This is a genomic window from Streptomyces sp. NPDC012508, from assembly GCF_042902595.1.
Lineage (GTDB): Bacteria > Actinomycetota > Actinomycetes > Streptomycetales > Streptomycetaceae > Streptomyces.
In genome coordinates, this window is the sequence record NZ_JBIBEO010000003.1 from 797,573 (window position 1) to 815,269 (window position 17,697).

The window sequence follows — 17,697 nt, forward strand, 5'->3', positions numbered from 1 at the left end:
GCCCCCGCGGGACGGCCCCTGGGCCACGGAGCGCACCCAGGGCCCGGCTACCCTGCCTGGTATGAGCAGTACGGAGCAGACTCCCCGCCCCGCCCGGTTGACCGCGGCGGCGGCGGTGGCCGGAATCGAAGCCCTCGCGCTGGTGATCGGGGGCGTGTACGTGCTCGTGACGGCCTTCACCGGCGACCCGGACGGCCTGACGCAGGCGCTGATGGGCGGCGCGACGCTGATCGCGCTCGGCCTGATCCCGGGGGTCGCGGCACGCGGTCTTCTGCTGCGGCGGAGCTGGAGCCGTGGGCCGGCGATCATCACCCAGATCCTGGCGCTGCCGGTCGCCTGGCAGCTCCTCCAGGCGAACAGCGCCATGATCCCGGCCGGCATCGCCCTTGCCGCCCTCGCCGTCAGCGGCCTGGTCCTCCTCGTCAACCCCGCGACGACCGAAGCCCTGGGCATCGGTCGCCGCGGCGAGGCGTGACGGCTCCTACTCCTCGACGAGCAGCTTCTCCCGGAGCTGGGCCAGCGTGCGCGCCAGCAGGCGGGAGACGTGCATCTGCGAGATGCCGACCTCCTGCGCGATCTGCGACTGGGTCATGTTCCCGAAGAACCGCAGCAGCAGGATGCGCTTCTCCCGGGGCGGCAGGTCCTCCAGGAGCGGCTTGAGCGACTCCCGGTACTCGACCCCCTCCAGGGCCTCGTCCTCGGCGCCGAGCGTGTCCGCGACAGCCGGGGACTCGTCGTCCGTGTCCGGCACGTCCAGGGAGAGCGTCGAGTAGGCGTTCGCCGACTCCAGGCCCTCGAGGACCTCCTCCTCCGAGATCCCGAGCCGCTCCGCGAGCTCGTGCACCGTCGGCGACCGGCCGTGCAGCTGGGAGAGCTCCGCCGTCGCCGTCGTCAGCGAGAGCCGCAGCTCCTGCAGCCGGCGCGGCACGCGCACCGCCCAGCCCTTGTCCCGGAAGTGCCGCTTGATCTCGCCGACGACCGTCGGAGTCGCGTACGTCGAGAACTCGACACCCCGCTCCGGGTCGAAGCGGTCCACCGACTTGATCAGACCGATCGTCGCGACCTGCGTCAGGTCGTCGAGCGGCTCGCCCCGGTTCCGGAACCGCCGGGCCAGGTGCTCGACCAGCGGCAGGTGCATCCGTACCAGCTGATTGCGCAGCTCCGCCTTCTCCGGGGAACCCTCCGGAAGCTTGCGCAGCTGGACGAAGAGCCCGCGCGCCGCGCTCCGGTCGTGCGGATCCGGGGCCTCGTGCGACTCGGAGACCTCGTGGACCTCGGAGTCCTTGGAAGCCTCATGAACCTCGGAGACCTCGCCGGCCCCGGAGACCTCGGCGGTCTCAGGAACCTCCGTGGCCCCGGAGACAGCCGTGGCCCCGGAGACCTCGGCGTGCTCCGCGTTCTCGGCGTCCTTGAGGACCTCGTTGTGCTGCTCGTGCTCGCTCATCTGGACCGCCTGCTCCGTAGCGACCTCGACCCCGACCTCCGGATGCGGCCGCGCCTGCTGCTCAGGGATGCCGGCCGTCGCGTCCCCGCTCCTCACGCCGGGCCTGGCCCCGCGCCGCGCTGTTTGTACAGGCTGATGGAGACGGTCTTGTCGTCCGCCACGGACGACTCGACCTTCCCGGCCAGCGCGGAGAGCACCGTCCAGGCGAAGGTGTCCCGCTCGGGAGCCCGCCCGTCCGTCGTCGGCGCCGAGACCGTCACGTCGAGCGAGTCGTCCACAAGCCGGAAGACACAGCTGAGGACGGAGCCCGGTACGGCCTGCTGGAGCAGGATGGCGCACGCCTCGTCGACCGCGATCCGCAAGTCCTCGATCTCGTCGAGGGTGAAGTCCAAGCGCGCCGCGAGGCCGGCCGTGGCCGTACGCAGCACGGACAGGTAGGCACCCGCAGCGGGCAGCCGGACTTCCACGAAGTCCTGGGACCCGGGCTCGCCTGCGATCTGGGACACCCTCACCTCCAAGGTGGCACAAGCTCATTCGGGGTCCGGGGGAGAAAGCCCCCCGAACCGGGCGGTACGCAGTCGGTTGCGCAATCCGCCGTGACGCTATCGCGATCCATGCTGCCGTGTCGCCGGGGGCCCCGGTCGGGACCCTGCCCCCATCTGTCACTCATGGTAAGGCCATGAGTACGGACAGTGGCTAGAGGTCTGCGGGGCCCAATTGCGAGCGACCGGCGGAGGATTGTCGTACCCACCCCTCAGACGATCGAACCGTCCACGAAACACCACCGCCAGCGCTCGTTCGGTTCGAAGGTCCGCATCACCGGGTGGCCGGTGGTCGAGAAGTGCCCGGTGGCGTGGCGCCCCGCCGAGGAGTCACAGCATCCCACGTGCCCACAGCTGAGGCAGAGCCGCAGTTGGACGGGGTGCGTGCCGTCGGTCAGGCATTCAGGGCAGGTGTCGGTCAGCGGCACCGGTTCGGGGCGCGGCATTTCGGCAACGTGAGGGCACTCGCTCATGATGGCCAGGTTACGTGGACGAACGAGCCGGGGACGGGGACCGAGGGATGGACGCACTGCAGCTGGTGGCACTCGTCGCGGGAAGTGCCGTGGTGGCGGGAGTGGCCCGCAGGACACCGGTACCGGCGCCGCTGCTCCTGGTGGCCGCCGGCCTCGCCGCCTCGTACGTGCCCGGCGTCCCGGACTACACGCTCGACCCGCACATCATCCTGCCGCTCATCCTGCCCCCGCTCCTCTACACGGCGGCGGTGGACTCCTCGTACCTCGATCTGCGGGCCAACATCCGGCCCGTCGCCCTGCTCTCGGTCGGATACGTCCTCTTCGCCACCGTGGCGGTCGGCTGGCTCGCGTACGTCCTCGTCCCGGACCTGCCGCTGACCGCCGCGCTCGTGCTCGGCGCGGTCGTCGCGCCGCCGGACGCGGTCGCCGCGACGGCGATCGCCCGCAAGCTGGGCCTGCCGAACCGGATCACCACCATCCTCCAGGGCGAGTCCCTGGTGAACGACGCCACCGCCATCACGGCCTTCAAGGTCGCGCTCGCCGCCGCGGTCGGCGAGGGCATCAGCTGGGCGGGCGGCATCGGCGAGTTCGCGCTCGCGGCGATCGGCGGCATCGGCGTGGGGCTGGTCCTGATGGCCCCCATCCACTGGCTCCGCTGTCGGCTCGGCGAGGCGCTGCTCCAGAACACCCTCTCGCTCCTGATCCCCTTCATCGCCTACGCGGCCGCCGAGGAGGTCGGCGCCTCCGGTGTCCTCGCCGTGGTCGTCGTCGGCCTCTTCCTCGGGCACCGCAACTGGCAGGTGGACTTCGCGACCCGCCTCCAGGAGGAGGCCGTGTGGAAGATGGTCGCCTTCATCCTGGAGTCCGCCGTCTTCGCCCTCATCGGCCTGCAGCTGCCGTACGTCGTCCAGGGCCTCGGGCGGTACGGGATCGGCGACGCGATCGGATACGCCCTCGGGGTCTTCGTGGCCGTGGTCGTCGTCCGCTTCATCTGGGTCTACCCCGCCACCTTCCTGCCGCGCTGGATGTCGGAGCGGATCAGGGAACGGGAGCCGGGGGTGGACTGGAGGGCGCCGCTGATCGTCGGCTGGGCCGGCATGCGGGGCGTGGTCTCGCTGGCCATCGCCTTCTCCATCCCGGTGATGACCCACGGCGTGGAGTTCCCCGCCCGCAACCTCGTCCTCTTCCTCACCTTCACCACCGTCATCGGGACGCTCGTGGTCCAGGGCCTCACCCTGCCGCCGCTGATCCGCCTCCTGAAGCTGCCCGGTCGCGACACGTACGCGGAGACCCTGGCCGAGGCGCAGGCCCAGAGCGAGGCCTCCCAGGCCGCGGAGGAGCGTCTGGACGCCCTGCTGAGCGACGAACGCAACGCTCTGCCGCAGCCGCTGGCCGACCGGCTCCGCACGGTCCTCGAACGGCGCCGCAACGCGGTGTGGGAGCGCCTCGGCGCGGTCAACGCGGTCACGGGGGAGACGGCCGACGACACCTACCGCCGGCTCGCCCGCGAGATGATCGAAGCCGAGCGCGAGGTGTTCGTCCGCCTCAGGGACGAGCGCCGCATCGACGACGAGATGCTGCGGACGCTGCTGCGCCGCCTCGACCTGGAGGAGGCGGCGGCGTACCGGGAGGGGACGCCCTGAGGCGGGGAGCGGGGTCCCGACGGGCTGTCACTGCGGGGCGCCGGTGATCACCGCGGCGACGGTCGTGCCCGGGGCGAACGCGCCCTCCTCGGCCAGGGCGAAAAGTCCGTAGAGCATTTTGGCGACATACAGCCGCTCGACGGCGAGTCCGTGCCAGGCCTCGAACTCCCGGGCGAACGCGTCGAGAGCCGGTGTCGTACGGGCGTAACCGCCTCCGTGGAAGCGCTCGTCGAGGCTCCACTCGCCCCGGGGGCCGCCGAACGCGGCGCGCTGCAGGGCGCGTATCTCCTCGCCCAGGAAGCCGCCCTTGAGGACCGGGACACCGAGCACCCTCTGCCCGGGGCCCAGACCGCCCGCCAGGCCCGCGAGCGTGCCCCCTGTGCCGCAGGCGACGGCGACCACGTCGGCCGCCCCGCGCAGCTCGCGACCTAGCTCCGCACAGCCCTCGACGGCGAGCGCGTTGCTGCCGCCCTCCGGGACCACGTACGTCCCCGTAGGTGACTGTGCGAGCAGGCCTGCCAGCACCTCGGGTTCCGACTTGGCGCGGTACGTGGCCCTGTCCACGAACACCAGCCGCATCCCGTCCGCCGCGCACCGGGCCAGCGAGGGGTTCAGGGGGCGGTCGGCCAGCTCCTGCCCGCGTACGACCCCGATGGTGTCGAAGCCGAGCAGCCGGCCGGCGGCGGCCGTCGCGCGCAGATGGTTGGAGTACGCGCCGCCGAAGGTGAGGACGGGACGGCCGTCGGCCGCCCGGAGGTTGAGCGCCAGCTTGCGCCACTTGTTGCCCGGCAGATCCGGATGGATCAGGTCGTCACGCTTGAGCAGCAGGCGCAGGCCGCGCCGGGTGAAGCGCTCGTCCTCGACCGGCTCCAGGGGGGAAGGGAGCCGGGGCCGCAGGCGGGAGAGGTCGAACGCGTTCACCCGGCCATTGTCGCCGCCGGGGTGGCCAGGGCGCGCTGCCGCCGCCTTGGCCGTCCCGTGCGGCCGTCCCGGTCACCTGCGGCCGCCCCGGTCACCTGCGGCCGTCCCGGTCACCTGCGGCCGTCCCGTGCGGCCGGACCCCCGTGCGGCCGGACCGCCCCGCGCTGGCGGGCCGCCCCGTCTAGCGCAGGCGCTCGCCGATCCGTTCGCGCATCGAGGCCATCGTGAAGCCGCGCGGATCGACCTTCCCCGGCTGCCACTCCAGGTGGCCGATCACCGAGTGCTGGGTCCAGCCGTGCACCCGGCAGACCGCCGCCGCGGCCTTCTCGATGGCCTCCAGCTGGACCTTCGGCCAGGGGTCCTCGCCGTCCCCGAGGTTCTCGCACTCGAACCCGTAGAAGTGCCGGTTGCCGTCCCTGTTCGCCTCGTTGTCCGGCGGGAGGCCCTGCTCGGCGATGACCGCCCGCAGGACGTCGTCGTCACCGGCCCCCGCGTGGTTGGCGCGGCCGTAGCCGACCAGATGGACCGTGCCGTCCTTGGCGATCACGCCGTGGCAGAGCGGCCCGGGCAGGCCGGCGTGGCCGTCCCGGCAGATCCGGACGGTGTTCGCGGTGCCCCGGGTGACCGTGTGATGGATCATCACGCCATGGACCGGGCCCCAGGGGCCCTTGTGGTTGCGGTTGTGCGTACGCCACGCGCCGACCTGGACGACCGAGAGGCCCTCGGCGCGGAGGGCTTCGAGGAATCTGCTCGCCGACATGGGTGGGGCCATGACCGCCTCCTTCGGGATGAGCGGAACGGGACGGGGAGCGAAGCGCCCCGGACAACGGAGTACCGGAGCGAGCGACTCCGCGGCCATCCGTTCGGACCGCGTGCGAGCCGATCCGGACACCGGGCCATGGGGCGGGCGGGGCTGCGCTGTTCGAGTGGAAACCGAGTGGCATGCCCAGCCGGAAGCCGATCACTCCCACTCATTTGTGTAATGGCGCGGACACTCTCCGTGCTGAAAGGCTTCCTCTCGCAGGTCATTCACATCGAGAGGGAGTTCCATGTCCGTTGGTTCGGTTGGCGACGAGGTCCGCGCGGAACAGACAGCGCCGCAGCAGAGTCTCGGTACCGCCGCCGCGCGGAACCTGGCTACCACCACCAAGTCCGCGCCCCAGATGCAGGAGATCACCTCGCGGTGGCTGCTCCGCATGCTGCCGTGGGTGCAGGTCCAGGGCGGTACGTACCGGGTGAACCGGAGGCTCAGCTACTCCGTGGGTGACGGTCGCGTCACCTTCGTGCAGACCGGAGAGCGTGTCGCGGTGATCCCCGCCGAACTCGGCGAACTCCCCGCGCTGCGAGGCTACGAGGACGAGGAGGCCCTCGCCGAGCTCGCCTCGCGGTGCAGCCAGCGGGAGTACGCGGCGGGTCAGGTGATCGCCACCGCCGGCGAGGCCGCCGACCGCGTCCACCTCCTGGCGCACGGCAAGATCGAGCAGATCGGCGAGGGGCCGTACGGCGACGAGGCGATCCTCGGAGTCCTCGCCGACGGTTCGTACTTCGGTGACAGCGCGCTGACCCACGCGGACGCCACCTGGGAGTGGACCGCCCGCGCGGCCACCGCCTGCACCGTCCTCGAACTGACCCGTGACGACGTGCGCAACCTGGCCGAGCGGGCCACCTCCCTCGCCGACCACCTCGCGAGCATCGCCGCACTGCCCCACCAGCGCACCAACAAATACGGCGAGGCCGAGATCGACCTCTCCGCCGGCCATGTCGGCGAGGCGACCGTCCCGCACACGTACGTGGACTACGACGCCGCGCCGCGTGAGTACGAACTGTCGGTCGCGCAGACCGTCCTGAAGGTCCACAGCCGGGTCGCCGACCTCTACAACCAGCCGATGAACCAGACCGAGCAGCAGTTGCGGCTCACGGTCGAGGCGCTGCGCGAGCGCCAGGAGCACGAGCTGATCAACAACCGCGAGTTCGGTCTGCTCTCCAACTGCGACTACGGACAGCGCCTCCAGCCCCACGACGGCGTGCCCAGCCCGGACGACATGGACGAGCTCCTCTCCCGCCGCCGGGGCTCCAAGATGTTCCTCGCCCACCCGCGCGCCATCGCCGCCTTCGGGCGCGAGTGCAACCGGCGCGGACTCGTCCCCGAGTCCATCGAGATCAACGGCAACCGGATCCCGACCTGGCGCGGCGTGCCGATCTACCCGTGCAACAAGATCCCGGTCTCGGACGCCCGGACCACGTCGATCATCTGTATGCGTACGGGCGAGTCCGACCAGGGTGTGATCGGGCTGCACCAGACGGGCATCCCGGACGAGATCGAGCCGAGCCTCTCCGTCCGCTTCATGGGCATCGACGAGCAGGCGATCATCTCCTACCTGGTCACGGCCTACTACTCGGCGGCGATCCTCGTGCCCGACGCCCTGGGAGTTTTGGAGAACGTGGAGGTCAGCCGCTGGCGCTGACGCGCCGGCCCCGATGACCGTGACGGGGGGCCGTGCCGACCGGGCCCCCGTCACGACCGCCGTAGGAGCACCGACCCCTGACGAGAGAGGGAACTGTGACCATCACCCGGGCGGACGCCGTGGCCGACCCCCAGGACGCCGTGGCGCTCCTCGACCAGACGCGGAGCGTCGTCGATCCCCAACTGCGGACCACCATCGAGGCGTTACCGGGCTCCATACGGAGAGTCGCGATGTACCACTTCGGCTGGGAGCAGGCCGACGGCTCCCCGGCCGACGGGCAGGCGGGCAAGGCCATCCGGCCCGCCCTGGTGCTCGCCGCCGCCCGCGCGCTCGGCGGTGACCCGGCGCCCGCCGTGCGGGCCGCCGCCGCGGTGGAGCTCGCGCACAACTTCAGCCTGCTCCACGACGACATCGTGGACGAGGACCCGACCCGCCGGCACCGGCCCACGGCCTGGACGGTGTTCGGCATCCCCGAAGCGCTGATCGCGGGCGACGCCGTGCTCGCCCTCGCGCTGCGGCTGCTCGCCGAGGACGGACACCCGGTCGCGGCCGCCGCCTCGGCCCGGCTCGCCGCATGTGTCATCGAGCTCTGCGCCGGGCAGCAGATGGACTGCGCCTTCGAGCGGCGCGCCCCGCACGAGATCACCCTGGACGAGTGCGTGGCGATGGCCACCGCCAAGACGGGCGCCCTGCTCGGCTGTGCCTGTGCCCTCGGTGCGCTGTACGCGGGGGCGGGTGAGGAGGAGGTCGCGGCGATGGACGCGTTCGGTCGCGAGGCCGGCCTCGCGTTCCAGCTCATCGACGACCTGATCGGTATCTGGGGCGACCCGGAGCGGACGGGCAAGCCCGCCGGAGCGGATCTTGTCGCCCGCAAGAAGTCGCTGCCGGTGGTGGCGGCGCTCGCCTCGGGGACAGCGGCGGGGAAGGAGCTGGCCGAGCTGTACTCCCGTAAGGAACTGGACGCCCCGGCCGTACGGGCGGCGGCGGACGCGGTCGAGCGGGCGGGCGGCCGGGACTGGGCGCAGGCCCAGGCGGCCGACCGGATGGCCCGGGCGGTGCAGCAGCTCTCCCGGGCGGTCCCCGATCTCGCCGCGGCCGGGGACCTGCTCGCCCTGGCGGAGTTCGTCACGCGCCGGACGCGCTGACCGGTCAGCCCTCCGGGACGATCCGGCGGACCACGGTCTCGATGAGGGCGTCCAGTTCGCGGTCGTCGTGGAGCCCGGGAACCGTGAAGTGATCGAAGAGCAGTCCGGTCAGGGCGAAGTAGAGCAGCCGGACCGTGTCCGCGTCGCCCGGCATTCCGCTCTCGACGTGCGTGCGCATGTTGTAGTCGAGATCGGCGCGCAGCACCTTCGTGAGCTGCTTGCGCAGCTCCGGGCGTCGCGTGGCCTCCAGCCGGAGTTCGAAGAGGCCCAGATAGCAGGTGCGCTCGGCGGCCATCCGCCGGGCGAGCCAGCGCATCAGCTCGACGACGAGCTCACGGCTGGGCTTCGGCCGCATGGCCGCGACCAGCGAGTCCGGCTCCGGGGTCATGCGGACGAAGATCCGGTCCGCGACCTGAGAGAGCAGCTGGTCCCGGTCGGGGAAGTAGTTGGACGAGGTGCCCGTGGGGACGCCGGCCCGGGCGTCGACCGCCCGGAAGGTGAGCCCTCGGGCGCCTTCGTCCCCGAGCACCTCGATCGCCGCGTCGAGCAGGGTCGTACGGCGTTCCTGGTTCCTGGCCACCGGACCTCCTGGTTCCGCTTCTTTTCGGATTTCTTCGGAAGATAGCTCTTGCGTAACCACTACAGGTGAAGCACTATAACCGTCGTGGTTGCGATCGCAGCTCACCTCTCGGAAGACGAAAAGGACCGGTTTGCGCAAGCTCACCTATTTCATCGCCTGCTCCATCGACGGCTTCATCGGCGACCCCGATGGTGACGCCGCCTCCATGTACCAGTTCGTGGACGCGCCGTTCCTGGAGTTCCTGAAGGGCGAGTACGCCGAGACGATCTCGACGCAAGGGCGTGAGGCCCTCGGGATCGACTCCGAGAACAAGCGTTTCGACACCGTCATCCAGGGCCTGAAGTCCTACAAGGTCGCCCTCGACGTCGGCGTCACCAGCCCCTTCGCCCACCTGCGGGAGATCGTCGCGACCCGCTCGCTGACCGAGTCGCCCGACGCGAACGTCGAGCTGATCTCCGACGACCTGGTCGGCCGGGTCCGCGAGCTCAAGGCCGAGGACAGCCCGCTCGGCATCTGGCTCTGCGGCGGTTCGCAGATCGCCGGCGAGCTCATCGAGGAGATCGACGAGCTGGTCATCAAGACGTACCCGCAGGTCTACGGCTCCGGCATGCCGATGTTCGGTGCCGGCTTCGAGCCCCGCGACTTCGAACTGGGCGAGGTGCGCACCTTCGACAACGGCGTGCTCGTCCGTACGTACACCAGGAAGCGGTGACCAGGGGCGCGCCCTACCCTGGGAGGTATGGGCAGCGAAACCCCGCGTACGGTACGGGACCCGCAGGCCACGCCCTCGTGTGCGGCCTGCGGACAGCCCCTCGGTATCGTCGCGAAGCGGCACAAGGTCCTGGGGGCCTGGGTGCCGGAGTGGGAAGTGCAGCCGTGCCGTAACCCGCGGTGCGCGCTCTACGTCCGGCCTGATCACGCCGACGGGGAGGGCCGGGAGGCGGGCGGTGCCGCGGCGGAGACCGCGGGAGCGGCCGCGAACGGGACCCCGGCGGGAGCCCCCGAGGGCGGCACGGAAGCCGCTACCCCGCACGTGACCGGCAAGAACGGCGAGACCGGGAGAAGTCCGGCCACAGGGTGACCGGCCGCGCGAAGGAGCCGGTCAGACCGCTACAGTCCGCGCATGTCATCGGAGTCGACGGAAGTCTGGACCGGCTGGTACCGGGACCGCAGCGGCGCGGAAGCGATCGTGATCACGGTGGACGGACGGCAGGTGTCCGCCCGCATCAGGGGAGTCGAGTACACGGGCGCGAGCTTCGCCGCCCTGAGCGCGGCGGAGAAGGGCGGCCAGGTCCTCACCGGTTGCGTCCTGGAGTGGGACCTGCCGCTCCCCGTCGTCGTGGACGGCGTCGCCCAGCAGGCCACGCTCGGCTGCCTGCTGACCCTCGGCGAGCGAACGGACCTGAGCCTGACGCTGCACTACGGCGGTACGGCCTACGAGTCGGGCATCGCGGGCGGCGACTTCGAGGAGGCGCTCGACCGGGTGAGGCGCCAACTGCCGGACGGCGCGGCGTTCGGCCGCCGCCTGCTCCAGACGGCCTGACCGCGGGCCGACGGCCGCTCCGGAAGGATCCGCGACGGTGGGTCCGAAGTCCGGGGAGCTGATGCCGGGGGCGCCGGCGTTCCTGCCCTGAACGCGAGCGCGGCCGTACCCCGGCTCCCGTGGCAGGCGCCCCGTGGCAGGTTCATGGGACACCACCACCTGGTGGGGCGGTCGTCAGGCGGTCGTCAGGCGAGACCGTCCCAGCCCCAGCGCGGGGTGGGGCCGGGTTCGCCGAGATCCGTGCCCGGTGCCGAGGCCGACACGTCCTTGGCGATCCGCGTCCCCCAGTCGAAGTACTCCACCACCCGGCTGCGCAGCAGGGCGTCGTCCGGCAGCTCCTTCTCCACGGCCGCCGTCATCAACTCCATCCAGCGCAGACGCTGTTCCTCCGTGATGCCGAGGCCGAGATGGGCGCGGAGCAGAGCCTGATGCCCCCCGAGCTCCGCCGTGAACTCGGCGGGCCCCGAGAAGACCTCCGCCAGCCAGACGGCGACGTGCTGCACGTGGGCGGCGGTGAAGTCGGCGAAGACGGGCGCGAGGAGGGGGTCGGCCAGGACCCCTTCGTAGAACGTCTCGGAGAGCCGGCGCAGCGCGTCGGCACCGCCCACGGCCTCGTACAGGGTGTTCGTGTGCTCGGCGGTCATGAACGCCTCCGGGATCCGGGATGTGTCCTCCCAGCTTTCACACAACATCCCCGGGATCCAAGGATGTTCGCTCTCGGCGGGGCGAACGGCGGCCGCTGCCGTCCGCCCCGCCGAGGCGCGGGTCCCGGTTCGGATGCCAGAGGGCTCAGAACGCCTTGAAGGCCGTAGCGAGGCCGTTGCGCCAGAGCTGGTCGACGCGCGCCCGCTCCTGGGCGTTGGGCTGGGCGTTCTGGCAGGAGGTGCCCGGACCGCCGCCGGACATCAGCTCGCTGCACGGGCCCGAGTAGTGGTCGGGGAGGCCGAGGACGTGCCCGGTCTCGTGAGCGGTGACGCGGGTGGAGTTGTACTGCTGGTTCTGCCGGTAGTCGAGGAAGATGTAGCCGTTGCCGTGGCCGTCGGTGCTGGCGTACGAGCCACGCGGGTCATTGCCCTCGTAGTAGCGGAAGTCCGGGTTGCTGCCCTCCACCAGCCGTACGTTGACCACCGAGCTGTTCCATATCTGGGTGCTGCGGGAGATCTGCGTACGGAAGCTCGGGGCGTTGGAGGCGCTGTAGACGACGGTGACGGCGGCCACGCCGGGGTTGGCGGCCCGCTTCTTCGCCACGGACTTCATCACGGCTTCGTGGAAGGCCTTGGTCGCCTTGGCGTCCTCGGCGGACCCGGCGTAGGCCGCGTAGCCGGTCGGCGCGGCGGAGGTTACGGGTGCGGCGGAGGCGACGGGTGCGGCACCGAGCGCGGCGGCGAGTCCGAGGCCGAGGGTGGCGGCGAGCGAGGCGGTGAGGACCTTGGGGTGTCTCATGGGGGGGGCTCCTCCTGGTCGGTTGGGGAGAGTGTCGGGGGAGCCGGGGCGGGTGCGGATGATGGCAGCAGGGGATAACGCGAACGCATCACCGCCGCGCAGGGACTGGGCCAAGGGATAGGTACCAACTCCCTGTGATTGAAGGGTAATTGGAGTGATGTGGGTGTCTGGTGCGGCGCAGGGTGCCGCCCTACCCTCGGGGCATGGAGCTGGAGGTGAGGCATCTGCGCGTACTCTGCGCCATCGCGGAGACGGGCAGCCTGCACAAGGCGGCGCGGCAACTGGGCATGAGCCAGCCCTCGTTGACGACCCAGCTGCGGCGGATCGAGAACTCCCTCGGCGCGGAGCTCTTCACGCGTGGGCGCACCGGCTGCCGGCCCACACCGCTCGGCCGCTCGGTGCTCAGCAGGGCCCGTCCGCTGGTCGACCAGATGGCCACGCTGATCACCGAGGCCCGGGCCGCGGCGGCGCGCAGCGACGGACCGCGGCTGCGGGTCGGATCGACGGCGAGCAGGGCCCTGCCGGGCTGGCTGCGCCGACTGCGCCAGGGTCTCGTCGGCACGGACATCGCGCTCCACATGGACGTCTCCGCCAACGCGCTGCTGCGGTCGGTCGCGGTGGGCCAGCTGGACGTGGCCTTCGTCCACGAGGTCGAGGGCTGTCCGCTGCGGGTACCGGACGGCCTCCTGGTGCGCGTCCTGGTCGAACGGGAGCCGCAGTTCGTGGCGCTGGCCCGCGACCATCCGGCCGCAGCGCTGCCGGTGGTGGAACTGACCGACCTCGCGGAGGACCGCTGGATGGTCGACCCGACGGTGGACGGCGAATGGGACGGGCTGCGGCGCGTCCTGAGCGAGGCCGGCATCGACCCGCCGCTGCTCCACGGCGACTACCACACGGCGGCGTCGCTGATCGCCCTCGGCGAGGCGGTGGCGCCCTGCCAGCCGACATCGTTGCCGCGCGAGGACATGGCGATCCGCCCCCTGCGCGACGACCCCCTGGCCGTACGTCTCCTCCTGTACGCCCGGGAGGAGGCCCTCCTGGACCCCCTGTACGCCGACCTCACGGCGGCCTACCGCGAGGCGGCCCTACGCGCCTCTCCGTACCGCCAGTGGCTCCGCCGGCACGGGATGTCAGTGGGGGCGGGCATGATGACGGCATGACGGATCACGGAGGCAGCGCACCAGAGGCGACCGGCCACGGCCCGACCCCCCGGTCGACCGCCGCACGCGTGCGGCACGCGCGGCCCGAGGACCTCGACCGGGTGGCCGAACTGGCAGCGGAACACGCCGCGTACGAGAAGGCCGCCCCACCCGCCCCGGGCCTCGCGGAACGCCTGAGCCGTCTCCTCTTCGGTCCGGAACCGCCCCGCCTGCGCTGCCTGGTGGCCGAACTCCCCGACGGCCGCCTGGCCGGCTACGCCACCTGTGCCCCGGAGCTCTCCACGTGGGACGGCGCCGAGTACCTCCACATGGACTGCCTCTACCTCGCCCCGACGGAACGCGGCCTGGGCCTCGGCCCGCTCTTCATGACCGCCCTGCGGACCGAGGCCCGGGCACTCGGCCTGACGGAGATCCAGTGGCAGACGCCGGCCTGGAACGAGGGCGCGATCCGCTTCTACGACCGCCTGGGCGCCACGGCGAAACCGAAACTCCGCTACACCCTCCCGGTGGAGCCCGCCCGATGACCCTGTGGCGCGCCCGCACCGCCGCTGGCCTCGTCGGCGAGATCACGGTGACCGGCGGCGACTTCCCGTGGCTCCACGGCCACTTCACGCAGGGGCCGGCGTACGACACGGTGAAGGACCTCTTCGTGCGCGAACTGGCCCTGCTCGAACCGATCCTCGAAGGGCCCGACGACGATGCGGCGACGGAAGCCTGGGAGTCCGCCTACGACGCCGTGAGATCCGCCGTCACCCTGGAGTCCCCGGACGGCGTCCCGGTCCCTGAGTTCCTGCTCCACATCGAGGGCCCCGAAGCCTGGTTCCGCTGGTCCCCGGAGCCGTTCGAGGACTGACCACGCGACCTCGGGCGCGCACGGTGCGCCCCGCGCCGCGAATATGGCCGTGCGCCGCCGGGGGGCGATGCCGCAGACTCTCCGGGTGATCGTTCTGGAGCCCGTCCTGGAGACCAGTGCCACCGACGGCTTCGGTCTGTGGCCGGTGGCCGCGTGCGGTGCGCACGGATTCATGGCGCTGAGCGGCGCACTCAGCGCTGCCGAGGTCGGCACGGCCGTCATGCGGGTCGTCGAGTGCAACGACGTGGAGCCGGAGGACGGTGGCCCGCCGCGGCCCGCCGACCCGCTGGGGAGCTTCCTCCACGGCCTGCTCACGATGGACACCCTCTTCGCCGCCGGCGGCCTGCGCGTGACCGACACGGCGACGGGTGTCGTGCTGGTGCCGGGCTGCTGCAACGGGCTGGACGAACGCCGTGACTGGCGCGACGTGCTCGACGGGGACGGTTGGGCCTCCTTCGGTCACGACCCCTCCCCGCTCGCCGAACGCGTCGGCGACGTGGTGCGCCTGACCGTGGACACCGAGCGGCCGGACAGCCCGGTGATCGAGCTTCCCGTCCCCGATCTGCGCCGCCTGCTCGCCGACGCCGAACGGGACCTGACCGACTTCCTCCACCTGGCCACCGCCTGGGCGCCCGCGCACCTGCCCGGCCTCGCCGCCCCCGTGTGCGCGGCTCTCGCCCGCGCGCTCGACCTGCCGGCACCGGCTGTACCGCGTCCGCCGGAGCCGAGCGGCCCCCGCTGAGGGGCACTCGGTGAAAAAGACCGCACCCGGACCGTCAGGGTCGCCGTGTTCGGCGGCCTGCGGGCCGGGTGCGGGCAGGAGACCCGGCGGCCGAGGGGGGCCGCAGGTCCGAGGGCGTGACCGGAGGTCAGGCCTTCTTCGTCTCCCAGAAAATGCGGTCGACCTCGGCGATGAGCTCCAGCGCCTTCTCGCCCGTCTTCGGGTCCGTCGACGCCTTGGCGGCCGAGAGGGCCTTCAGGGTGTCGTTGATGAGCTGGTGCAGCTCCGGGTGCTTCTCGAAGTGCGGAGGCTTGAAGTAGTCGCTCCACAGCACCGAGATGTGGTGCTTGGCGAGCTCCGCGCGCTGCTCCTTGATGACCGTGGCACGCGCGCGGAAGTGCGCGTCCTCGTTGGCCTGGTACTTCTCCTGGACGGCCTTGACCGACTCGGCCTCGATCCGGGCCTGGGCCGGGTCGTAGACACCGCAGGGGAGGTCGCAGTGGGCGCTGACCTTCACCTTGGGGGCAAACAGGCGGGAGAGCATTGAGCTGTCCTTCCTCGTGATCGTCTTCTCAGGTGGGAGATTACTCCCCGAGAAGGCTGTTTTCGCGAGCGCCCCCTAGGGCTTAGGACAAAAGTCCAGGGTCACCATGCGACTCGTGTACGAGTGGACGATCGGATCAGGAGGTGCCGGAATGACGGACGTGGGGCGGGAGCCGGGGCGGGGGGCCGGGCCCCTGTTCGGGATCGCCGAGGTGACGGGGGTGTCCATGGTGCCCACGTTGCTCCACGGCGACCAGCTCCTCGTGCACTACGGCGGGCGGCTGCGGCCCGGGAGTGTGGCCGTGCTGCGTCACCCCCTCCAGCAGGATCTGCTCATCGTGAAGCGTCTGATCGAGCGACAGGCCGCCGGCTGGTGGGTGCTCGGGGACAACCCGGACGCCGAGGGCGACAGCCGCGTCTTCGGCGCCGTACCGGCCGAGCTGGTCCTCGGGCGGGTACGGGCGCGGTACCGGCCCGTCACGCCCGGGCGTCAGCGGTCGGTCCCGGTGGTGCTCGCCTGGCTGTTCTCCGCGCTGAGGCCCGTCCGGTCCGACCGTTCGGCCTCCAAGCGCTTGCGGGCCCGGTAGGCGGCCACGTTGGCGCGTGTCGCGCACCGGTCCGAGCAGTAGCGCCGGGAGCGGTTGGTCGAGGTGTCGAGGTAGGCGTTGCGGCACGGTGACGCCTGGCAGAGACCGAGCCGGTCGGCGCCGAACTCCGTGAGGTGGAAGGCCAGCCCCATCGCCGCGATCGCCGCGTAACCCGAGGTCGCGTTCGAGGGGTGGTCGGCGAGATGCATGTGCCAGCGCGGATGACCCTCCTCGTCCAGATAGTCGTGGCCCGAGATCTGCGGGCTGACCGGGAACTCCAGGAGCAGCGAGTTCAGCAGGTCCACCGCCTGGGTGTGGTCGCCCTCGTCCGCCGCGGCGAAGACCGCGCGCAGCCGGGCCCGTACCGAACGGAACCGCGTCACATCGGCGTCCGTCACCCGCCGGGCCATCTGCGAGGCCGTGCCGAAGAGCTCCCGGACCGCCTCGACCGACGTGAGGGCGTCCTTGCTGCGGGCCGGCTCCTCGGTGTTGACCAGACGCACGGCGTAATCCGAGTAATAGGCCAGTTCCACTTGTAGTCCTTACGGCGGAGGTCTAGTGTCGGGTGCGGAGGGGGTAATGGATGTTCCCCCTCCGAGGGTATTACGAAGAGGGTGAGGTCGAGGGATGACGGACGCGGCGACGACCGGAACCGACTGGGCGGCCTGGCAGGAGAGCTGGGACCGTCAGCAGGAGTGGTACATGCCGGACCGCGAGGAGCGGTTCCGCGTGATGCTCGACATGGTCGAGGCCGTGGTGGGGCCGGAGCCCCGCGTCCTGGACCTGGCGTGCGGTACAGGGAGTATTACGGATCGGCTGCTCAAGCGGTTCCCGAAGGCGACCAGCGTCGGCGTCGACCTCGACCCCGCCCTCCTCGCCATCGCCGAGGGGTACTTCGAGGGCGACGAGCGCGTCACCTTCGTGACCGCCGACCTCAAGGACCCCGAGTGGGTCACGACGCTTCCGCACGACTCGTACGACGCCGTGCTCACCGCCACCGCGCTGCACTGGCTGCACACCGAACCGCTCACCGCGCTCTACGGACAGCTCGCCGGCCTCGTCCGGGACGGCGGTGTCTTCATGAACGCCGACCACATGATCGACGAGACCACCCCCCGGATCAACGCCGCCGAGCGCGCCCACCGCCACGCCGCCATGGACCGTGCCAAGGCCGCCGGCGCCCTCGACTGGGCCTCGTGGTGGGCCGTCGCCGCCCAGGACCCGGTCCTGGCCGAACCGACCGCCCGCCGCTTCGAGATCTACGGCGAGCACGCCGACGGCGACATGCCGTCCTCCCGCCGCCACGCCGAGATCCTCCGCGCCGCCGGCTTCGCCGAGGCCCGGCCGGTCTGGGCCTCGCCCTCGGACACCCTCGTGCTGGCCGTGAAGTAGCGCGTGCGCGGAAGGGGCGGTACGGGATCCCCGTACCGCCCCTTCCCCTTGCCTGCGGACTACAGCACCTTGGACAGGAATGCCTTCGTCCGGTCGTGCTGCGGGTTGCCCAGGACGTCGCGCGGGTGGCCGGACTCGACCACCACGCCGCCGTCCATGAAGACGAGGTTGTCGCCGACCTCGCGGGCGAAGCCCATCTCGTGGGTGACGACGATCATCGTCATGCCGTCCTCGGCGAGGTC

22 protein-coding genes and 1 pseudogene are annotated in these 17,697 nt (G+C 71.5%); 12 read left to right on the forward strand and 11 right to left on the reverse strand.

Going from position 1 to position 17,697, the window contains the following annotated elements; all coding sequences use genetic code 11:
- Positions 1-61 precede the first annotated feature (61 nt).
- Positions 62-475: a hypothetical protein gene (locus ACFY8U_RS14135; protein WP_361606453.1), complete on the forward strand. Its 414-nt coding sequence runs from the start codon at positions 62-64 to the stop codon at positions 473-475.
- A gap of 6 nt (positions 476-481) precedes the next feature.
- On the opposite strand, the gene ACFY8U_RS14140 is transcribed toward ACFY8U_RS14135, so the two are convergent.
- From ACFY8U_RS14140 to ACFY8U_RS14150, 3 genes are all read right to left on the reverse strand, one after another.
- Positions 482-1,540: an RNA polymerase sigma factor SigF gene (locus ACFY8U_RS14140; RefSeq protein WP_389569644.1), complete on the reverse strand. Its 1,059-nt coding sequence runs from the start codon at positions 1,538-1,540 to the stop codon at positions 482-484.
- A complete protein-coding gene (locus tag ACFY8U_RS14145; RefSeq protein WP_361436509.1) occupies positions 1,537-1,950 on the reverse strand; it encodes an anti-sigma regulatory factor in 414 nt (137 codons plus the stop codon). The genes ACFY8U_RS14140 and ACFY8U_RS14145 overlap by 4 nt, the downstream gene beginning before the upstream one ends.
- Positions 1,951-2,198: 248 nt before the next feature.
- Positions 2,199-2,459 carry a UBP-type zinc finger domain-containing protein gene (locus ACFY8U_RS14150; RefSeq protein WP_361436512.1) on the reverse strand — a complete coding sequence of 87 codons (261 nt, stop codon included), beginning with the start codon at positions 2,457-2,459 and terminating at the stop codon, positions 2,199-2,201.
- 47 nt (positions 2,460-2,506) lie between these two features.
- Between ACFY8U_RS14150 and ACFY8U_RS14155 the strand changes: the two genes are divergently transcribed.
- On the forward strand, positions 2,507-4,102 hold the full coding sequence (locus ACFY8U_RS14155) for a Na+/H+ antiporter (RefSeq protein ID WP_389569648.1): 1,596 nt from the start codon (positions 2,507-2,509) through the stop codon (positions 4,100-4,102).
- Positions 4,103-4,129: 27 nt separating this feature from the next.
- On the opposite strand, the gene ACFY8U_RS14160 is transcribed toward ACFY8U_RS14155, so the two are convergent.
- Positions 4,130-5,023 (reverse strand): 1-aminocyclopropane-1-carboxylate deaminase/D-cysteine desulfhydrase, encoded by an 894-nt coding sequence (locus ACFY8U_RS14160; RefSeq protein ID WP_389569650.1) that lies wholly within the window; start codon positions 5,021-5,023, stop codon positions 4,130-4,132.
- Between the two features lie 181 nt (positions 5,024-5,204).
- The gene (locus ACFY8U_RS14165) at positions 5,205-5,795 is read right to left on the reverse strand and encodes an N-acetylmuramoyl-L-alanine amidase (RefSeq protein WP_389569653.1); all 591 of its coding nucleotides are present in this window, start codon (positions 5,793-5,795) and stop codon (positions 5,205-5,207) included.
- A 277-nt stretch (positions 5,796-6,072) separates the two neighbouring features.
- Here ACFY8U_RS14165 and ACFY8U_RS14170 point away from each other — a divergent pair, with 277 nt between their 5' ends.
- Positions 6,073-7,488, forward strand: a complete 1,416-nt coding sequence (locus ACFY8U_RS14170) for a family 2B encapsulin nanocompartment shell protein (RefSeq protein ID WP_389569656.1) — start codon at positions 6,073-6,075, stop codon at positions 7,486-7,488.
- 95 nt (positions 7,489-7,583) lie between these two features.
- Positions 7,584-8,633, forward strand: coding sequence for a family 2 encapsulin nanocompartment cargo protein polyprenyl transferase (locus ACFY8U_RS14175; RefSeq protein WP_389569658.1), 1,050 nt, complete (start codon positions 7,584-7,586; stop codon positions 8,631-8,633).
- Between the two features lie 4 nt (positions 8,634-8,637).
- Here the strand turns inward: ACFY8U_RS14175 and ACFY8U_RS14180 are convergent, their stop codons facing one another.
- Positions 8,638-9,213 (reverse strand): TetR/AcrR family transcriptional regulator, encoded by a 576-nt coding sequence (locus tag ACFY8U_RS14180; protein ID WP_389569660.1) that lies wholly within the window; start codon positions 9,211-9,213, stop codon positions 8,638-8,640.
- Positions 9,214-9,343: 130 nt separating this feature from the next.
- On the opposite strand from ACFY8U_RS14180, the gene ACFY8U_RS14185 reads away from it, so the two are divergent.
- A complete protein-coding gene (locus ACFY8U_RS14185; RefSeq protein WP_389569662.1) occupies positions 9,344-9,925 on the forward strand; it encodes a dihydrofolate reductase family protein in 582 nt (193 codons plus the stop codon).
- Positions 9,926-10,336: 411 nt separating this feature from the next.
- Entirely contained in the window at positions 10,337-10,756 is a 420-nt protein-coding gene (locus tag ACFY8U_RS14190) for a DUF6304 family protein (RefSeq protein ID WP_389569665.1), read from the forward strand.
- Positions 10,757-10,941: 185 nt separating this feature from the next.
- Here the strand turns inward: ACFY8U_RS14190 and ACFY8U_RS14195 are convergent, their stop codons facing one another.
- Positions 10,942-11,400 (reverse strand): group II truncated hemoglobin, encoded by a 459-nt coding sequence (locus ACFY8U_RS14195; RefSeq protein WP_389569667.1) that lies wholly within the window; start codon positions 11,398-11,400, stop codon positions 10,942-10,944.
- A gap of 145 nt (positions 11,401-11,545) precedes the next feature.
- Positions 11,546-12,199 carry a snapalysin gene (snpA, locus tag ACFY8U_RS14200; RefSeq protein WP_389569670.1) on the reverse strand — a complete coding sequence of 218 codons (654 nt, stop codon included), beginning with the start codon at positions 12,197-12,199 and terminating at the stop codon, positions 11,546-11,548.
- Between the two features lie 203 nt (positions 12,200-12,402).
- Between snpA and ACFY8U_RS14205 the strand changes: the two genes are divergently transcribed.
- The 4 genes from ACFY8U_RS14205 to ACFY8U_RS14220 all read left to right on the forward strand — a co-directional run bounded on the left by ACFY8U_RS14205 (position 12,403) and on the right by ACFY8U_RS14220 (position 14,954).
- Positions 12,403-13,359: a LysR family transcriptional regulator gene (locus ACFY8U_RS14205; RefSeq protein WP_361606415.1), complete on the forward strand. Its 957-nt coding sequence runs from the start codon at positions 12,403-12,405 to the stop codon at positions 13,357-13,359.
- The gene (locus ACFY8U_RS14210) at positions 13,356-13,883 is read left to right on the forward strand and encodes a GNAT family N-acetyltransferase (protein ID WP_389569673.1); all 528 of its coding nucleotides are present in this window, start codon (positions 13,356-13,358) and stop codon (positions 13,881-13,883) included. Before ACFY8U_RS14205 ends, ACFY8U_RS14210 begins: the two co-directional genes overlap by 4 nt.
- Positions 13,880-14,212: a hypothetical protein gene (locus ACFY8U_RS14215; RefSeq protein ID WP_389569676.1), complete on the forward strand. Its 333-nt coding sequence runs from the start codon at positions 13,880-13,882 to the stop codon at positions 14,210-14,212. Before ACFY8U_RS14210 ends, ACFY8U_RS14215 begins: the two co-directional genes overlap by 4 nt.
- 85 nt (positions 14,213-14,297) lie before the next feature.
- The gene (locus tag ACFY8U_RS14220) at positions 14,298-14,954 is read left to right on the forward strand and encodes a hypothetical protein (RefSeq protein ID WP_389569679.1); all 657 of its coding nucleotides are present in this window, start codon (positions 14,298-14,300) and stop codon (positions 14,952-14,954) included.
- Between the two features lie 127 nt (positions 14,955-15,081).
- Here ACFY8U_RS14220 and sodN read toward each other — a convergent pair whose 3' ends face one another.
- Entirely contained in the window at positions 15,082-15,477 is a 396-nt protein-coding gene (gene sodN, locus ACFY8U_RS14225) for a superoxide dismutase, Ni (protein ID WP_352187010.1), read from the reverse strand.
- A 151-nt stretch (positions 15,478-15,628) separates the two neighbouring features.
- On the opposite strand from sodN, the gene sodX reads away from it, so the two are divergent.
- Positions 15,629-16,063, forward strand: a complete 435-nt coding sequence (gene sodX / locus ACFY8U_RS14230; RefSeq protein WP_389569682.1) for a nickel-type superoxide dismutase maturation protease — start codon at positions 15,629-15,631, stop codon at positions 16,061-16,063.
- Here the strand turns inward: sodX and ACFY8U_RS14235 are convergent.
- Positions 15,967-16,596 (reverse strand): CGNR zinc finger domain-containing protein, encoded by a 630-nt coding sequence (locus ACFY8U_RS14235; protein WP_361436560.1) that lies wholly within the window; start codon positions 16,594-16,596, stop codon positions 15,967-15,969. The two genes, sodX and ACFY8U_RS14235, sit on opposite strands and share 97 nt — an antisense overlap.
- Positions 16,597-16,690: 94 nt before the next feature.
- Between ACFY8U_RS14235 and ACFY8U_RS14240 the strand changes: the two genes are divergently transcribed.
- Positions 16,691-17,455: a class I SAM-dependent methyltransferase gene (locus ACFY8U_RS14240; protein WP_389569685.1), complete on the forward strand. Its 765-nt coding sequence runs from the start codon at positions 16,691-16,693 to the stop codon at positions 17,453-17,455.
- 59 nt (positions 17,456-17,514) lie between these two features.
- On the opposite strand, the pseudogene ACFY8U_RS14245 reads toward ACFY8U_RS14240, so the two are convergent.
- Positions 17,515-17,697 (reverse strand): annotated as a pseudogene (locus tag ACFY8U_RS14245) (ectoine/hydroxyectoine ABC transporter ATP-binding protein EhuA); the annotation flags it as partial.

What these genes read in the sequence shown, in the direction of transcription:
- ACFY8U_RS14205 (WP_361606415.1), top strand. Translation starts at nt 12,403, where the DNA reads ATGGAGCTGGAGGTGAGGCATCTGCGCGTACTCTGCGCCATCGCGGAG.
- ACFY8U_RS14155 (WP_389569648.1), top strand. Translation starts at nt 2,507, where the DNA reads ATGGACGCACTGCAGCTGGTGGCACTCGTCGCGGGAAGTGCCGTGGTG.
- ACFY8U_RS14210 (WP_389569673.1), top strand. Translation starts at nt 13,356, where the DNA reads ATGACGGATCACGGAGGCAGCGCACCAGAGGCGACCGGCCACGGCCCG.
- ACFY8U_RS14215 (WP_389569676.1), top strand. Translation starts at nt 13,880, where the DNA reads ATGACCCTGTGGCGCGCCCGCACCGCCGCTGGCCTCGTCGGCGAGATC.
- ACFY8U_RS14170 (WP_389569656.1), top strand. Translation starts at nt 6,073, where the DNA reads ATGTCCGTTGGTTCGGTTGGCGACGAGGTCCGCGCGGAACAGACAGCG.
- sodN (WP_352187010.1), bottom strand. Translation starts at nt 15,477, where the DNA reads ATGCTCTCCCGCCTGTTTGCCCCCAAGGTGAAGGTCAGCGCCCACTGC.
- ACFY8U_RS14240 (WP_389569685.1), top strand. Translation starts at nt 16,691, where the DNA reads ATGACGGACGCGGCGACGACCGGAACCGACTGGGCGGCCTGGCAGGAG.
- ACFY8U_RS14165 (WP_389569653.1), bottom strand. Translation starts at nt 5,795, where the DNA reads ATGGCCCCACCCATGTCGGCGAGCAGATTCCTCGAAGCCCTCCGCGCC.
- ACFY8U_RS14195 (WP_389569667.1), bottom strand. Translation starts at nt 11,400, where the DNA reads ATGACCGCCGAGCACACGAACACCCTGTACGAGGCCGTGGGCGGTGCC.
- snpA (WP_389569670.1), bottom strand. Translation starts at nt 12,199, where the DNA reads ATGAGACACCCCAAGGTCCTCACCGCCTCGCTCGCCGCCACCCTCGGC.
- ACFY8U_RS14135 (WP_361606453.1), top strand. Translation starts at nt 62, where the DNA reads ATGAGCAGTACGGAGCAGACTCCCCGCCCCGCCCGGTTGACCGCGGCG.
- ACFY8U_RS14190 (WP_389569665.1), top strand. Translation starts at nt 10,337, where the DNA reads ATGTCATCGGAGTCGACGGAAGTCTGGACCGGCTGGTACCGGGACCGC.
- ACFY8U_RS14150 (WP_361436512.1), bottom strand. Translation starts at nt 2,459, where the DNA reads ATGAGCGAGTGCCCTCACGTTGCCGAAATGCCGCGCCCCGAACCGGTG.
- sodX (WP_389569682.1), top strand. Translation starts at nt 15,629, where the DNA reads ATGACGGACGTGGGGCGGGAGCCGGGGCGGGGGGCCGGGCCCCTGTTC.